This is a genomic window from Chryseobacterium hagamense (genome assembly GCF_007991455.1).
GTDB classification, from domain to species: domain Bacteria; phylum Bacteroidota; class Bacteroidia; order Flavobacteriales; family Weeksellaceae; genus Chryseobacterium; species Chryseobacterium hagamense.
The window spans coordinates 94,966-108,811 of the sequence record NZ_BJYJ01000004.1; the positions used below are offsets into that span (position 1 = coordinate 94,966).

General features: G+C 41.9%; 12 protein-coding genes and 4 tRNA genes. 3 read left to right on the top strand and 13 right to left on the bottom strand.

The window, feature by feature from the left end:
* Positions 1-59: 59 nt before the first annotated feature.
* From CHA01nite_RS06360 to CHA01nite_RS06410, 11 genes are all read right to left on the bottom strand, one after another.
* A complete protein-coding gene (locus tag CHA01nite_RS06360; protein ID WP_228458351.1) occupies positions 60-1,046 on the bottom strand; it encodes an endonuclease/exonuclease/phosphatase family protein in 987 nt (328 codons plus the stop codon).
* Positions 1,047-1,052: 6 nt separating this feature from the next.
* Positions 1,053-1,781: a rhomboid family intramembrane serine protease gene (locus tag CHA01nite_RS06365; protein ID WP_146940478.1), complete on the bottom strand. Its 729-nt coding sequence runs from the start codon at positions 1,779-1,781 to the stop codon at positions 1,053-1,055.
* Positions 1,782-1,786: 5 nt separating this feature from the next.
* Positions 1,787-3,577, bottom strand: coding sequence for a DNA mismatch repair endonuclease MutL (gene mutL, locus CHA01nite_RS06370; protein ID WP_146940479.1), 1,791 nt, complete (start codon positions 3,575-3,577; stop codon positions 1,787-1,789).
* Between the two features lie 329 nt (positions 3,578-3,906).
* On the bottom strand, positions 3,907-4,749 hold the full coding sequence (locus tag CHA01nite_RS06375; RefSeq protein WP_146940480.1) for a YoaK family protein: 843 nt from the start codon (positions 4,747-4,749) through the stop codon (positions 3,907-3,909).
* Between the two features lie 23 nt (positions 4,750-4,772).
* Positions 4,773-5,267 (bottom strand): hypothetical protein, encoded by a 495-nt coding sequence (locus tag CHA01nite_RS06380; RefSeq protein ID WP_146940481.1) that lies wholly within the window; start codon positions 5,265-5,267, stop codon positions 4,773-4,775.
* 204 nt (positions 5,268-5,471) lie between these two features.
* Complete coding sequence (locus CHA01nite_RS06385; protein WP_228458352.1) at positions 5,472-6,887, bottom strand: sensor histidine kinase; 1,416 nt, start codon at positions 6,885-6,887, stop codon at positions 5,472-5,474.
* Positions 6,887-7,594, bottom strand: coding sequence for a response regulator transcription factor (locus CHA01nite_RS06390; RefSeq protein WP_146940482.1), 708 nt, complete (start codon positions 7,592-7,594; stop codon positions 6,887-6,889). Before CHA01nite_RS06390 ends, CHA01nite_RS06385 begins: the two co-directional genes overlap by 1 nt.
* Positions 7,595-7,694: 100 nt before the next feature.
* A tRNA-Leu gene (locus tag CHA01nite_RS06395) sits at positions 7,695-7,776 on the bottom strand.
* A 372-nt stretch (positions 7,777-8,148) separates the two neighbouring features.
* Positions 8,149-8,232 (bottom strand) — tRNA-Leu (locus CHA01nite_RS06400).
* 5 nt (positions 8,233-8,237) lie between these two features.
* Positions 8,238-8,313 (bottom strand) — tRNA-Gly (locus CHA01nite_RS06405).
* 6 nt (positions 8,314-8,319) lie between these two features.
* Positions 8,320-8,401: transfer RNA gene (locus tag CHA01nite_RS06410), tRNA-Leu, on the bottom strand.
* A gap of 178 nt (positions 8,402-8,579) precedes the next feature.
* On the opposite strand from CHA01nite_RS06410, the gene CHA01nite_RS06415 reads away from it, so the two are divergent.
* Genes CHA01nite_RS06415 through CHA01nite_RS06425 form a run of 3 tightly spaced genes read left to right on the top strand, consistent with a single transcriptional unit; the run spans position 8,580 to position 10,546 of the window.
* The gene (locus CHA01nite_RS06415) at positions 8,580-8,957 is read left to right on the top strand and encodes a DUF3127 domain-containing protein (protein ID WP_146940483.1); all 378 of its coding nucleotides are present in this window, start codon (positions 8,580-8,582) and stop codon (positions 8,955-8,957) included.
* 57 nt (positions 8,958-9,014) lie between these two features.
* Entirely contained in the window at positions 9,015-9,659 is a 645-nt protein-coding gene (gene aat / locus CHA01nite_RS06420) for a leucyl/phenylalanyl-tRNA--protein transferase (protein WP_146940484.1), read from the top strand.
* Entirely contained in the window at positions 9,656-10,546 is an 891-nt protein-coding gene (locus tag CHA01nite_RS06425) for a DMT family transporter (protein ID WP_146940485.1), read from the top strand. Before aat ends, CHA01nite_RS06425 begins: the two co-directional genes overlap by 4 nt.
* A gap of 77 nt (positions 10,547-10,623) precedes the next feature.
* On the opposite strand, the gene CHA01nite_RS06430 is transcribed toward CHA01nite_RS06425, so the two are convergent.
* On the bottom strand, positions 10,624-12,006 hold the full coding sequence (locus CHA01nite_RS06430) for a tetratricopeptide repeat protein (RefSeq protein WP_146940486.1): 1,383 nt from the start codon (positions 12,004-12,006) through the stop codon (positions 10,624-10,626).
* 317 nt (positions 12,007-12,323) lie between these two features.
* On the bottom strand, positions 12,324-13,709 hold the full coding sequence (gene glmM, locus CHA01nite_RS06435) for a phosphoglucosamine mutase (protein ID WP_146940487.1): 1,386 nt from the start codon (positions 13,707-13,709) through the stop codon (positions 12,324-12,326).
* Positions 13,710-13,846: the final 137 nt, after the last annotated feature.

Below are 13,846 nucleotides of genomic sequence, written 5' to 3' on the forward strand. Positions count from 1 at the left end.
GTACCGTAGCAATTTCAGCAAAAATCTTACCATGGCCAAAACTTTAACGGTTTTTATGATCAGTTTTCCAGCCTGAAGGTTGCAATAACAGGGAAATGATCGGATACTTTAACGGAGCGGTCTACCTGATAACTTAACGCTTTAATTGATTCTGAAGTAAAAATATAGTCAATCCGGATCGGGAATTTATAGTCGTGAAAGCTGGTACCGCTTCCCCGTCCTGCCTCGACAAAAGCATCCTTCACCCCTTCCGAAAGATGATAATATTCGTATGAATTGGGAACGGAATTTAAATCGCCTGCAAGGATTACCGGATATGGTGAGGCTTCTACCGCTTTTTTAATAATAGCGACCTGTTCCTGATGCATTTTAAAAGTAGGCATCAGCCTTTTGATGATATTTTTTATTTTTGCCTCGTCTTCTTCATTGTTGCCGTTAAGCTTAACCATATTTTTTTCAAATTTGAAAGATTGCAAATGGGCACTGATTAACCGGTACCTTTTTCTTTTGATTTCTACATCAACCTGCAGAGCAGGATCATCAATATGTCCGTCATTAAGCTTTATAAACTGCCTGTCAATAATTTTATATTTTGACAGAATGATAATGTTTCCAAAACTTGCGGTTTCATATTTTAAAGATCCGTATTCCTGACCGTCATCTTCCTGAAGCAGGATAATATCTGCACCCGAATTTTTAAGATATTCTTTTGTCACACTCTTTGAGGTACCGCCCGATCTTGTATTGAAAGACATCACTTTAAGGTCCGGCACTTCCTTTTTTACAGATGAATAATTCACCCATCTTAATGCCGGATTAAAGAACAGCAATCCCAGAAAGAAAAAGACAAAAGCCCTCTTTTTCCAGCTGATGATCCAGAAAACGGTAAGGGCTGCATAGCCGCAAATCAGTACCGGAAAAGCCAGGGACAGCAGATTGAACCCCGGAAAGACCTTCGGAGAAATATAAGCGTTGAGCAGCATTCCCGTCAAAAGCAGGAATGTAATCAGATGAAGTACGAAAAGGACAAAACGGACGATTTTCACAGGACGTTAATTAAATCTGTATAAATGTTTCTTCCATATTTTTGCCAGAATAAAGCCAACGATAGCTCCACCGACATGGGCAAGATGCGCAATGCCGCCTCCGTTTCCGGACACTCCCAAATAAACAGAACCGATAATGACCACCGGTAAAACATATTTTACCTTTATAGGAATCGGAATAAACATAATGGCTATTCTTGCTTCGGGATACAAAGTTGCAAAAGCTGCGATCACCCCGAATATTGCTCCGGAAGCTCCTACCATCCTGCTGATCAGCCCCATATAAAGGTTGAATTCATCTTCATTGTTCATATACGGCTGAGGATTGAAACCATACCGGCTCAGATCAGCACTTTCATATATTTTGTGTACATCAACATTGGAATTGGTCATCAGAGCAGCGGTCAACTGCTGTATTTCAAAATAATTCCATAAGTTGAACAGGAAAAAAGCTCCTAAACCGCTTAAAAAGTAAAGGATCAAATATTTTTTATCTCCAAGCCTTTGCTCAAGAATCGGCCCGAAGCTGTAAAGGGTAAACATATTAAAGGCAATATGCATAATCCCTCCATGCATAAACATATGGGTAATAATCTGCCATGATTTAAAATTGGGGGAAAAGGGATAATATGCGGAAAGCAGATCATTTAGTTGAGGAATAAAAAAGGAAATAATAAACACCACAATATTGATGATGATGATATTTCTTGTAAGTGGCGGAATATTATTAAACATATCTTCTAAAATTTATTCTTAAAATCATTAAACGGAACCTCGAAAAAACATCTTTTCCCATCCGGCAAAAATTCCGGGAAGCCCAGGGCCGTAAAATCCCGGATCAGCTGTTCCGCATCTTTTTTATATATAAAATCGAACCTGGATTTAGACTGCATTTTATTCAGTTGGCTTTGGTAGTGCTGCATAAATTCCTCTTCCGATTTATACTCCAGGATCTCAAAAATGTTTTCCAGGAATTTCATCACCTGGGTTTCCTTCAGGCCTTCGGGTACGGCATCGATCCTCAGTACGCTTTCATGGGCGATACTCATTTCAAAGCCCAGTTCCGGAAGGTATTTTTTAATGGAATTGTATTTCGACTTCTCCATTTCATTCATATGGTATTCCAGAGAAAAAAGCAGGGAATGGCTGTTCGGTGTTCCTTTCTTTGAAGGTTTTGTATTGGCGGAAACCCAGAGCCGGTGCATTCTTCCCAGATCCAGCATCAGGGTTTTATCTCCTTTATTGAAAAGCCAGTATCCGTTTGGCAGCCGCATCAGATCTTCATCGAAATCCTCATCTTCAAATAAATTGATCTTGGAAGGTTCTGCCGTCGAAATATTCTGATGGTACATCTCCGTAAGATTCTGGATTTCAGCATGGGCTACCTCCCGTTCTTCCAAGAAAGGATTATAATCCCGGTCTACGATAATCTCCGGCATTTTAATGACGGTATTTCCACCGCCGTTGCTTTTGCTTGGGAACGTTTTCTGCATCATATCGTCCAGTTCGGGATCCCTTTCAAAATCAAGGCTCGGGGAGACATTATAGATTCCCAGCGATCTTTTGATGGTAGAACGCAGCAGGGCAAAAATCAGGTGTTCGTCTTCAAATTTAACTTCTGTTTTCTGCGGATGGATGTTCACGTCGATTTTCTCGGGATCAAGTTCCAGAAAAAGGAAAAAGGTAGGAGCATAGCCCGGCATAAGCAGCCCCTCAAAAGCTTCCTGAACCGCTTTATTGAAATAGGCACTTCTGAAATACCTTCCGTTCACAAAAAGAAACTGTTCGCCCCTTGTTTTCTTGGCTCCTTCCGGTTTTGCCACGAACCCGTGAAGCCTGCACCAGATGATATCTTCTTTTATCGGGACCAGCTGCGGCTGCAACTTTCTTCCGAAAATATCGACAATACGCTGCATCTGGCTTCCTTTTCTGAGCCTGAAGACCGCATCGTCATCATGAAACAAAGAAAATTCCAGATTTTCATGTGCCAGGGCAACCCTTTGGAATTCATCGATGACATGTCTGAATTCAACATTATTGTTTTTGAGAAACTTTCTTCTGGCCGGAACATTGTAAAATAAATTCTTTACCAGGAAATTGGATCCGTCTGCCGTCTGCACCGGATCCTGAAACTGGAAGATACCGCCTTCGATATAGATATTCGTCCCGATGGTTGCTTCCGGCTGTTTCGTGCGCAGTTCAACCTGAGAAACGGCCGCAATGGAAGCCAGTGCTTCGCCGCGGAATCCTTTGGTTGCAATTCTGAAAATATCTTCCGTACCCCTGATCTTTGAGGTGGCATGCCGTTCAAAAGCCATTCTCGCATCGGTTTCAGACATTCCCCTACCGTTATCGACCACCTGGATCAGATTTTTTCCTGCATCCCGTATAATCAACTCAATTTTCGTGGCCTGTGCATCAATCGCATTCTCCAAAAGTTCTTTTACAATGGACGCAGGTCGCTGAACGACTTCTCCTGCTGCAATCTGGTTGGCTACATGATCCGGTAAAAGCTGAATAATATCTGACATAAAAAACGTAAATCAACTTACAAAAATAGTCATTCAAATTAAGAATTAAAACTATAAAGGTCTGAATTAAAATTTAATTATCAACATTTTAACAAGATGTAAGATCGGCATCCCTCCACACAACAGGCCTGTTTCAGAGTACTTTTTCAAAACACAATCCCCCAATTGCCTTACACAATTAGAGGATTGATTCACAGCTAGTTTACACAAAATTAATACTGATATCTCTATTTTTTTATTAATATTTAATTTTCAGGCATCCTGTTCCGCCAATCAACAGGAAAAATGTTATCAACAACTTTCGGCTTTTCTATTCCATTACACCTCTTTTATTCGTCGAAGACAAGCTTTCTTTTCTTCCGTCCTTCGGGTAAATGAATTTTAGGAACTCCATGAACTTTATGATAAAAGGAAGCGATAAGATTCGGCTTTTTATAAATTTTACTGTAGCGGTATCCGGTGTTAAAGTGTCTGACATGGATTTTATAGGCATCATACCCGATCACCACCAGCAGGCATAGACAGATGATATAAAATACCCTGAATTCCAGGTGATAATACGTCAGCCCTGAGAAAACAGCCCCTGCCACATAGGAAATCATAATACTCATCAACAGTTTTGCTCTCGCCACCAGCTCACCGTTTTTTCTGAATTCTTTCCTGGTAAACATCGAAAACAGAATCCCAAGGTCGGTGGTGGTACCGGTAAGGTGGGTGGTTTTTACCGAAAAATTGGAGATACTCGCCGTTAACCCGTTCTGCAGACCTGTGGCAAACAGCATCAGTGCCACCAGCAATTCTGTTTCTTCCAGTGTTTTGCGGTAATAAAACTGCCCGTAAATCCCTACAAACAGCAGGCATGCAATTTCCAGCACCAGCGGCATGGAATGGGCGAAATATTTGCTCTTTTTATTAAAGGTAATTACGATAAAATTTGAAACAAAACCTCCGAAAAAGAACAGGAAAATCCATAATCCCACAACGGCTACCTGCGACCAGTTTCCTTTGCTGATTTCCGCCGCAAAAATAGCGTAATGTCCCGTAACGTTCGATGTGAAAGAAAGGAATATCAGAAGCGAGGCAATATTTATAGTACCTGCCGTAAAGGCAGTCAGCGTCCCCAATCTGATGTTGTCTCCCAACGTCCTGCTGTTACTATAATTCCTTAACATTTTTAAAATTTTTAATGTTTAATTTAAGCTTCCACGAAAATCTCCGCCAGCCTTCCTTTTTCAGGAAGACGATCCCGCACTTCAAGAGAAATTTCACGGGATTCCAGGTCTTTGCATTTTCTGATATAAGGAATCAGATCGAATTTACCTTTTCCTTTGCTCCTGATGGCCGGAGAATAATAAGCTTCCTGAATATTTCCCGCCTTTATATAATTATTGAAAGTCCTCTGGAAACTGCCGGTGAAAATATCGCAGGTTATTTTATTGATCAGATGGGAATATTTATTCCTGATGATTCCGTAGGCATCACAAAATTCCTCCGGTCTCAGCCTATTAAAGACCGTACTTTTCGTATTGAACAGAAGATCACGGATGGAGTCTCCCATGTCATATCCGGAAACCAAAAGAATATTATATCGGTTCTGATCTTCCGCAGTATCTTTTTCCCTCATCACTTTCTTTAAAATATTTAAAGATTCAAGAGAATAATCGGTAGCTATTAAAATCGTCCTGATCATATTTTTAAGATTTGGGTTCGTATATCTTTTTCGATACTACAAATCTAGGACGACCGAATTAGAGTTTCTTTGGAAAGGAATTAGAATGTGGTTAAAGAGATTAAAATGTGATTAGAAAATCTGAAGCAGGAAGAGGGAAGCCGGAGGCTGGAAGTTTTTTTCCCGCTAAAAACCACCCGCCTCTTTCTATTTTAACAATACTTTTTAAATACTCTCTTTGTCTTCAGGGTGAGCATTATAAAAATTCGGGAAACGCAGCTGCACAGTGGTTCCCTGGTTTTCATGCGAACTTACGATCAGTTCACCCTGGTGTATCCTTACAATATTTCGGGCCAGGGGAAGCCCGATGCCGTACCCTTCATAATTGTTGGTATTGGAAGCCCGGAAAAAAGGATCGTAGATTTTATTCATTTCTTTCCCGGGAATACCGATCCCATGGTCTTTTACAATGATATAAACATCCGTATCCGTTGCGCCCAATGAAACCTTCACCTGCTGGAAATCGGAATATTTACAGCCGTTCTGGATGATATTGGTCACGGCAAGATGCAGCAGCTGCTCATTCCCCTGTACTTTCAGTTTTCTGGGATTATCCGGCAGCATGCTGATGTCCAGGTAAATATTGTTCCTGAAATCTATTTTCCGCAGGGTTTCAATGACATCCCAAAGCAGCTGGTCGATGCGTATCTTATCCACTTTCTGGATTTTCCCGTTGAATCCGGTCTGGGCGATCATCAGCAACGCTTTGATTTTCTTATCTAATTTTTCCGCTTCATTCAGGATAATCCCTAATGTTTCTTTATATTCTTCATTGGTCCGGGAAATGGAAAGCGCCACATCCGCCTCTCCCATAATCGAAGTCAGAGGGGTGCGGAGTTCATGCGATACATTTCCGATGAGGTGATTCTGGGTTTCAAACGAAGTTTCAATGCGGTTGAGCATACCGTTGAAGGTGTCCACAAGCTCATTCAGTTCTTTATTATCCGGCTGGGGCTCAAGCCGCAGGTGCAGATTTTCCGAGCTGATTTCCTGTACTTTTCCGGTAATCTTCAAAATGGGTTTGAATAAAGTTTTAGACAGATAAAATGAAAAAATCATACTGAAGAACAGCGATAGCACAATGCAGGTGACCAGGGTACGCTTCAGGAACCCGAGATAATAGACCACATAATGGTTTTTGGCAGAAGCAATGGCGATATAATTTTTATCGTCATGCCGGAAGGTCTGCCCGATATAATAAAACTCCTGGTCGTTGTAGTTGGATTCTCCCTTTTTAATAATATTTTTAAAAAAATAAGAAGGAATATGGATTTCACCGGAAATTTTCTGAAAGTTGGAATCGGCGGGAATGGCAAAAACATAATCCCGTTCCATGGGAAGCTCTTCATCATTCAGCCCGTTCAGGATATAATTTTCCGGTAGGTCCAGGTCGTCTTTTCCTTTTTCGATCTGGATAATGGTGGTGGTACGGATCTTCAGCAACTCATAAAACCTCTGATGCGAAAAGTTCACGATCGAGAAATACACCAATCCGCTGAACAGCAAAATGATGGCGGTAAAAACCAACATCAGAAGCACCATCGTTTTGGTTTGATTCGTCATTACCCGGCTGAACATCATTACGCTTTTTTAAGGACATACCCCATTCCTATTACCGTATGGATCAATTTATGATCTTCCTGATGGTCCAGTTTTTTCCTCAGGTAATTTACATAGACATCTACAACATTTGTTCCCAGCTCATAATTCACGCCCCATACCGAATCTAAAATTTCGGCCCGGGAAATCACTTTTTCGGGATTGTTTAAAAAATAAAGAAGCAATTTATATTCGGTGGAAGTCAGCGAGACCTCCGCTCCTCCCCGCGTTACTTTTTTGGTATAATCGTTGAGCACAAGATCCGAGAACTGGAATACGTGTTCATGATCCACTTCCGGTCCGGGAATTTCAGCAGCATTTCCATTACCGCTTCTTCTTAAAAGAGATTTTATTCTTGCTACGAGTTCAATAAACTTAAAAGGTTTTACCAGATAGTCATCGCCTCCGCTTTCAAGGCCAAGCACAATATTTTCCGAAGTTCCCAAAGCCGTCAGAAACAGGATCGGAACATGAGGATTGGTTTTACGGATCTCCTTGCAGACATCCAGCCCGTTCATTTCCGGCAGCATGATATCCAGAATCACCAGATCGAAATCATTCGACTGCACCAGCTGCACGCCGGTTCTGCCGTCAAAAGCCACGGAAACTTCATAGCCACTTTCCTGTAACCCTTTCTTGATAAAGGACACCACACTGGTTTCGTCTTCGATAAGGATAATTTTTTTCATGGGGAATGAATAATGTACAAAAGTAGGAAAAACTCAAGTACCAAGAATTCTGAAAACAAAAAAACCTCTGTAACATTGTTACAAAGGTTTATCAATCCTGTGCGGATGAAGGGACTCGAACCCCCATGCCTTGCGGCACCAGATCCTGATTCTGGCGTGGCTACCAATTACACCACATCCGCGTTAAGGTTGCAAATATAGGATTTTTTCAGAAAAGATGTAAGTCCTAACCAAAATTTTATACATCCGGCATAGTAAATTACTGAATATAAGCTAAAAAAATTATTCTCTTACAGTCATTTATCCTATTGTTTATTATGCATTTGGCATGTAATTTCAGATCAAAGCACAAAATATGGATAAAAAATTTAATTAGCTTTCAATTAAATAACGTCAGTTCGAATGTTTTTTTTGCAGCACAGCGGAGAAATGTATCGGTGCCTTCAAAACTAAGAGCTCTGGTTGGTCGATCAGCAAATGCAATAAGAAATTAACGGTGTTGACCGTCCGAAAACAAAAAACCTCCGTAATGAATCATTACGGAGGTTTTTTTGTACCCCGGGCGGGACTTGAACCCGCACGCCAAAAGAGGCACAGGATTTTAAGTCCTGCGTGTCTACCAGTTCCACCACCAGGGCAGGCGTGGAGCGAAAAACGGGATTCGAACCCGCGACCCCAACCTTGGCAAGGTTGTGCTCTACCAGCTGAGCTATTTTCGCAAACTGTGCGGATGAAGGGACTCGAACCCCCACGCCTCACGGCACCAGATCCTAAGTCTGGCGTGGCTACCAATTACACCACATCCGCAGTTTTTATTAAGTTATATTTTTAAAGAACTTGTTTCGTTTTCAGTGGTGCAAAGATAGGATAAATTCTTTTACCTCCAAACTTTTGGGCAAAAAAAATTAAAATTTTTACATTTTTTTTCCCGCATACTCTTTATTACAATTGATTTTATTACTTTTACACCGTTAATTAATATGATATGGAATTACAAGGAACGGTAAAGAAAATATTTGACGCTCAGACTTTTGCGAGCGGTTTCCAAAAGAGAGAAATGGTGATTCTGACACAGGAGCAGTATCCCCAGCCGATAAACATAGAATTTTTGTCTGACAAGATCAGTTTATTGGACAGTCTTAAAGAAGGAGAAAATGTAAAAGTAGGAATCAACATCCGGGGAAGAGAATGGGTTTCCCCACAGGGCGAGACGAAATACTTCAACTCGATTACAGGATGGAGAGTAGAGAAAGTTTCCGATAACGGTTCAGAGCCTACCCAGGCAGCACCTTCTCAATCGGCTTCTCCGGTTTCTAACGAAAATCCTTTTGCAGGAGATGATGATGACGATCTTCCTTTCTAATTAAAAGATGACCCTTCATATAAATCCTGCTTTTTAGCAGGATTTTTTTTCACAAGTATGTTCCGATTAGACGAAAACGAAATTTCATTTCCGGATCCCGCCATCTACGACGGGCACGAGGGCGTTATTGCGCTCGGTGGTGACCTTTCAGCGGAGCGGGTATGGTTTGCCTATCAGCTTGGTATCTTTCCCTGGTACAACCCCGGTGAAGAGATTCTATGGTGGTGCCCCGACCCCCGGTTTGTTCTGTTTCCTGACGAACTGAAGGTTTCCAAATCCATGCGGAAAATCATGAACCGGAATGTCTTTACTTTTTCGGAGAACCAAAAGTTCAGGGAAGTGATCAGAAACTGTCAGGAAATCAGCCGCCGCGGGCAGGACGGCACCTGGCTTTCGGATGAACTGATGCAGACATTTATCCAGCTTCATGAGTACGGCCTGGCGAAAAGCATCGAAGTATGTCAGGACGGAAAGCTGGTGGGCGGATTTTATGGAATACAGATAGGCAAGGTCTTCTGCGGGGAAAGCATGTTTTCAAAAGTGAGCAATGCTTCCAAAGCAGGATTCATCTATTTCGTGGAAACCCATAAAGAGCATCTCCAGCTCATCGACTGCCAGTCGCATACGGAACATCTTGAAAGCCTGGGCGCAACGATGATTCCTAAAAAAGAATTTCTAAAAATTTTACACGAAAAACAATGAACGCGGATAGAGAAAAGTGGATGCTTCTAATCGTACTCAGCCTCATCTGGGGCTCGTCCTTTATTCTGATCAAAAAATCCCTGGGCCATTTCACTCCTTATCAGGTAGGTGCCTTAAGGGTTCTGATTGCAGGGATCATCCTGATGCCGGTAGCCGTCTCAAAATATAAACTGTTTCCTAAAAAACATTTGAAATGGCTGATCCTGGCCGCTGTTACCGGAAATTTTATTCCCATGTTCCTGTTTCCGATTGCTGAAAAAGAAGTAAGCAGCAGTATTGCGGGCATTATCAATTCCATGATGCCTATTTTTGTGATTATTGTCGGTGCCCTGGTCTGGAAATTTGAAACGACGCAGCGGCAGATGATCGGGACCTTCATCAGTTTTACCGGCGTATGCCTGCTGGCTTTTGGCGGTGAAGGTGACGGAACCCAATTTAAACTGATTCCGATTCTCCTGTTGCTCATGGCTACTTTATGTTATGCCATAAGCACCACGACTGTAAAATCCAGGCTGATGGAAGTTTCGTCTACGGTATTATCGGCCTTCGTATTTTCCTTCGTGCTGTTTCTTCCCTCTCTTATATCATTGATTTTTACCGGATTTTTCTCAACATTCCGTTTAGATGAAAACCACCTTGTGGGTCTGATGTTCGTCAGCCTGTTGTCCGTTTTCGGAACCGGACTGGCCATGATGATGAATTACCGTCTGTTAAAGGTCTCTTCCCCATTGTTCGCTTCTACGGTAACCTTACTGATGCCGATTGTAGCCATTATCTGGGGCGTGCTGGACGGCGAAAAACTTTCCGTCCTGCAGTTTGTCGGTGCAGGGATTATTATTGCCGGACTGATCTTTTTAAGGGCAAGACCGAATGTCCTACAAAAATAAAATCCTGCATCACTGCAGGATCTATATTCAGTTTTAAAATTCAGTGAACCTTAAAACGCATCAGCTGAATTTCATTTTTATGAATTCCTTTTCTTCACTTTAGCCTTCACCTTTTTTACCTCGTCTCTGATGAAAGGATATTTCTTCTGCATATCCGTTACCAGAGAAGGATCCAGTTCCAATGCCTGATGAAGCGACTCGGTACCTTTTTCATGGTCTTTCAGGTTGAAATAGCAGTTGCTCAGCTGGTAATACAGTTCAGCCCGGTGATGTGCTTTCAGAGCATTGTTTAAAAGCGTTACGGCTTCTTCATATTCCCCCAGAAGCATCAGCACTTCCGAATAGGCATACCAGTTGTAGAACCTTGCAGGTTCTGCATCCACCAGCTTTTTCAGGCACGAAAGGCTTTCTTCAAACTTTCCGGAATCGATGAACAGAAAAGCCAGCCTTTTCTGGTAATCCAGGTTATTTTCATTGAGATGAGTGGCTTCTTTTGCAAAATGCAGTGCTTCCGTCATTCCGCCCATGTCTTCGTAGATGTAGGACTGCTCCATCATAGCCAGATAAAACTGAGGATCTTCCCTCAGCGATTTCTGAAAAGCGTTTAAAGCGACAATCGGCTGTTTCAATGCTTTGTAGCAAAGTCCGATTTTGTAGAAGGTAAATGCTTTGGTATATTCCAGTTCAAGCATTTCCTCATATACTTCGATTGCCTTTTTATACTGCCCCAATGCTTCATAGCAGGCTGCCTTGTTGGCATATACCCCTACCGAATTGGAATTGATGGCCAGCAGGTAATCGTACCCCCTAATGGCTTCTTCATAATTCTTCCTGTTGAAATAAAACTGCCCGTATTCAAACCACGCTATTTCGGAATAGGCAAATTCATCCAGGTATTCATTCAGAAAGGCAATCGCCTCATCACTCTTATTCAGGTCTGCAAAGCACACCATGCAGTTTTCCAGGGAATACTCATCCGTAGGGTCTTCTTTAAGTGCTTTTTTGTAGTGTTTAAGAGCGTTGAAAGGGTCGCCCAGATTCACATACTCATCTGCAATAAAGTTGTGGAGGAAATTTTCTTCTTCTCTCAGCTCCAGTGCCTTTTTACAAATTTCAATGGATTTTTTAGGGTTTCCCAGATTCGAATAGTACTTCGCATAGCACACCAGAAAATCAGTGTTTTCCATAGAAGAGCCTTTCAGCTCATCGATCAGTGCTTTTGAAGTCGTATAATCTTCCCATTCCAGAAGGATTTCAAGTTTCTTGATCTTGATATCCAAAGAATTGGGATGAAGCTTCAGTCCGTAATTCACCGCTACATCGGCATAATTAAAGTCTCCGAGCTCCAGATAATAAACAATAATGTCTTCCAGTTCTTCGGTATCGAAGTAGAACTCATCATTGTTATCCATCATTTCTTCGAACTTCTTTACAAGTTCATTTCCAAAATATTCTTCCAATACTTGTATCCTTAGTCAATCAATGTCTGAATATGCTTACAAACCTCGATAAACTTCATTTAAATTAATATTACTTCTGAAATTTAAGATTCAAAAGGTATGCAAAGTTGCGAAATTTTTTCGACATTCCTCTTCGTAAATTTCTATTTTAAAGATAGTAAAAAGAACATCATTCCCAAATCATTGTGGATAAAAAAAATGGAATTATCAATAATTTAACGTTTTGATAATAGTTGATTATCGCAGCATCTGACCAATTATTCAGACATTAAATCATTAAAAAAAGAACGGAACAAACAGTCCCGTTCTCATCAGTTCTATCCGATCAGGCTTCTGATCTTTGCGATGATATCATCTCCCAGCTGATCCGCTTCTTCCTGAGATCGGGCTTCCGTATAAATTCTGATAATCGGTTCCGTGTTGGATTTTCTGAGGTGCACCCAGTTGTTTTCAAAATCTATTTTTACCCCATCCACGGTAGATACTTCTTCGTTCCGGTATTCTTTTTCCATTTGGGATAAAATATCATCTACGTTGATTTCCGGGGTAAGCTCAATCTTCTTTTTTCCCATGAAATAAGCCGGGTAGCCTGCCCTTAATTCGGAAACCGTTTTATTTTCTTTCGCCAGGTGTGTTAAGAACAAGGCTACCCCTACCAATGAATCTCTTCCGTAATGGAGATCCGGGTAAATGATGCCGCCGTTTCCTTCACCTCCGATCACGGCATTTTTTTCCTTCATCAGGGTCACTACATTCACCTCTCCTACTGCACTGGCAAAGTACTCCGATTGGTGTGCCCGGGCAACATCCCGTAAAGCACGGCTGGAAGAAAGGTTGGAAACAGCCACGCCGTTTTTATGTTTCAGTAAATAATCCGCTACGGCCACCAGGGTATATTCTTCCCCGAACATTTCGCCTTTTTCATCAATCAAGGCCAGTCGGTCCACATCCGGATCGACAACGATCCCGACATCGGCCCCTTCTTTTTTTATCAGCCCGCAGATATCGCCCAGGTGTTCTTTCAGCGGTTCCGGATTGTGCGGGAAATGACCCGTCGGCTCACAGTATAGTTTCACGGTTTCGCAGCCGAGCTGATCCAGCAGCATCGGAATGGCAATTCCGCCTGTAGAGTTCACGGCATCCAGCACTACTTTAAATTTCTTTGCCTTAATCGCTTCCGCATCTACCATCGGAAGATTTAAAATCTGCCGGATATGGATATCAAAAGCGTCATCCCTGGTCTCGTATTTTCCCAGGTCATCCACTTCCGCATAATTGAAGTCTTCACTTTCAGCCAGTGCCAGTACGTCTGCTCCGTCTTCGCCGCTGATGAACTCTCCTTTGTCATTTAAAAGCTTGAGTGCATTCCATTGTTTCGGGTTGTGGGAAGCGGTAAGGATGATGCCGCCGTCAGCCTTCAGTTCGGGAACCATGATTTCAACCGTCGGCGTTGTAGAAAGTCCCAGATCCACCACATGGATCCCAAGTCCCTGCAATGTTGCTGAAACCAGCGAGGAAACCATCTGTCCTGAAATCCGGGCATCTCTTCCGATGACCAGCGTCAGGTCCTTTTTATTTTTGTTGTTCTGAAGCCAGGTTCCGAATGCCGAAGCGAATTTCACTACATCCAGCGGGGTCAGGTTATCATTTACTTTTCCGCCAATGGTTCCGCGGATCCCTGAAATACTTTTTATTAATGACATTTTATATTTTATTTATACATTTTCCTGTTGTATCATTTTACTGATGCCGGGAAAATAATGTTAAATTTTGTTCAAAAGTACAAATAAAACTCTTGACTGGTATGGGAAATAAATCATTCAGTTGATCGCAGAACAGA

Excerpts from the sequence above, each read along its gene's own strand:
- CHA01nite_RS06380 (WP_146940481.1), bottom strand. The coding sequence starts at position 5,267 with ATGATCAGGACGATTTTAATAGCTACCGATTATTCTCTTGAATCTTTA.
- glmM (WP_146940487.1), bottom strand. The coding sequence starts at position 13,709 with ATGTCATTAATAAAAAGTATTTCAGGGATCCGCGGAACCATTGGCGGA.
- CHA01nite_RS06365 (WP_146940478.1), bottom strand. The coding sequence starts at position 1,781 with ATGTTTAATAATATTCCGCCACTTACAAGAAATATCATCATCATCAAT.
- CHA01nite_RS06385 (WP_228458352.1), bottom strand. The coding sequence starts at position 6,887 with ATGATGTTCAGCCGGGTAATGACGAATCAAACCAAAACGATGGTGCTT.
- mutL (WP_146940479.1), bottom strand. The coding sequence starts at position 3,577 with ATGTCAGATATTATTCAGCTTTTACCGGATCATGTAGCCAACCAGATT.
- aat (WP_146940484.1), top strand. The coding sequence starts at position 9,015 with ATGTTCCGATTAGACGAAAACGAAATTTCATTTCCGGATCCCGCCATC.
- CHA01nite_RS06375 (WP_146940480.1), bottom strand. The coding sequence starts at position 4,749 with ATGTTAAGGAATTATAGTAACAGCAGGACGTTGGGAGACAACATCAGA.
- CHA01nite_RS06415 (WP_146940483.1), top strand. The coding sequence starts at position 8,580 with ATGGAATTACAAGGAACGGTAAAGAAAATATTTGACGCTCAGACTTTT.
- CHA01nite_RS06390 (WP_146940482.1), bottom strand. The coding sequence starts at position 7,594 with ATGAAAAAAATTATCCTTATCGAAGACGAAACCAGTGTGGTGTCCTTT.
- CHA01nite_RS06425 (WP_146940485.1), top strand. The coding sequence starts at position 9,656 with ATGAACGCGGATAGAGAAAAGTGGATGCTTCTAATCGTACTCAGCCTC.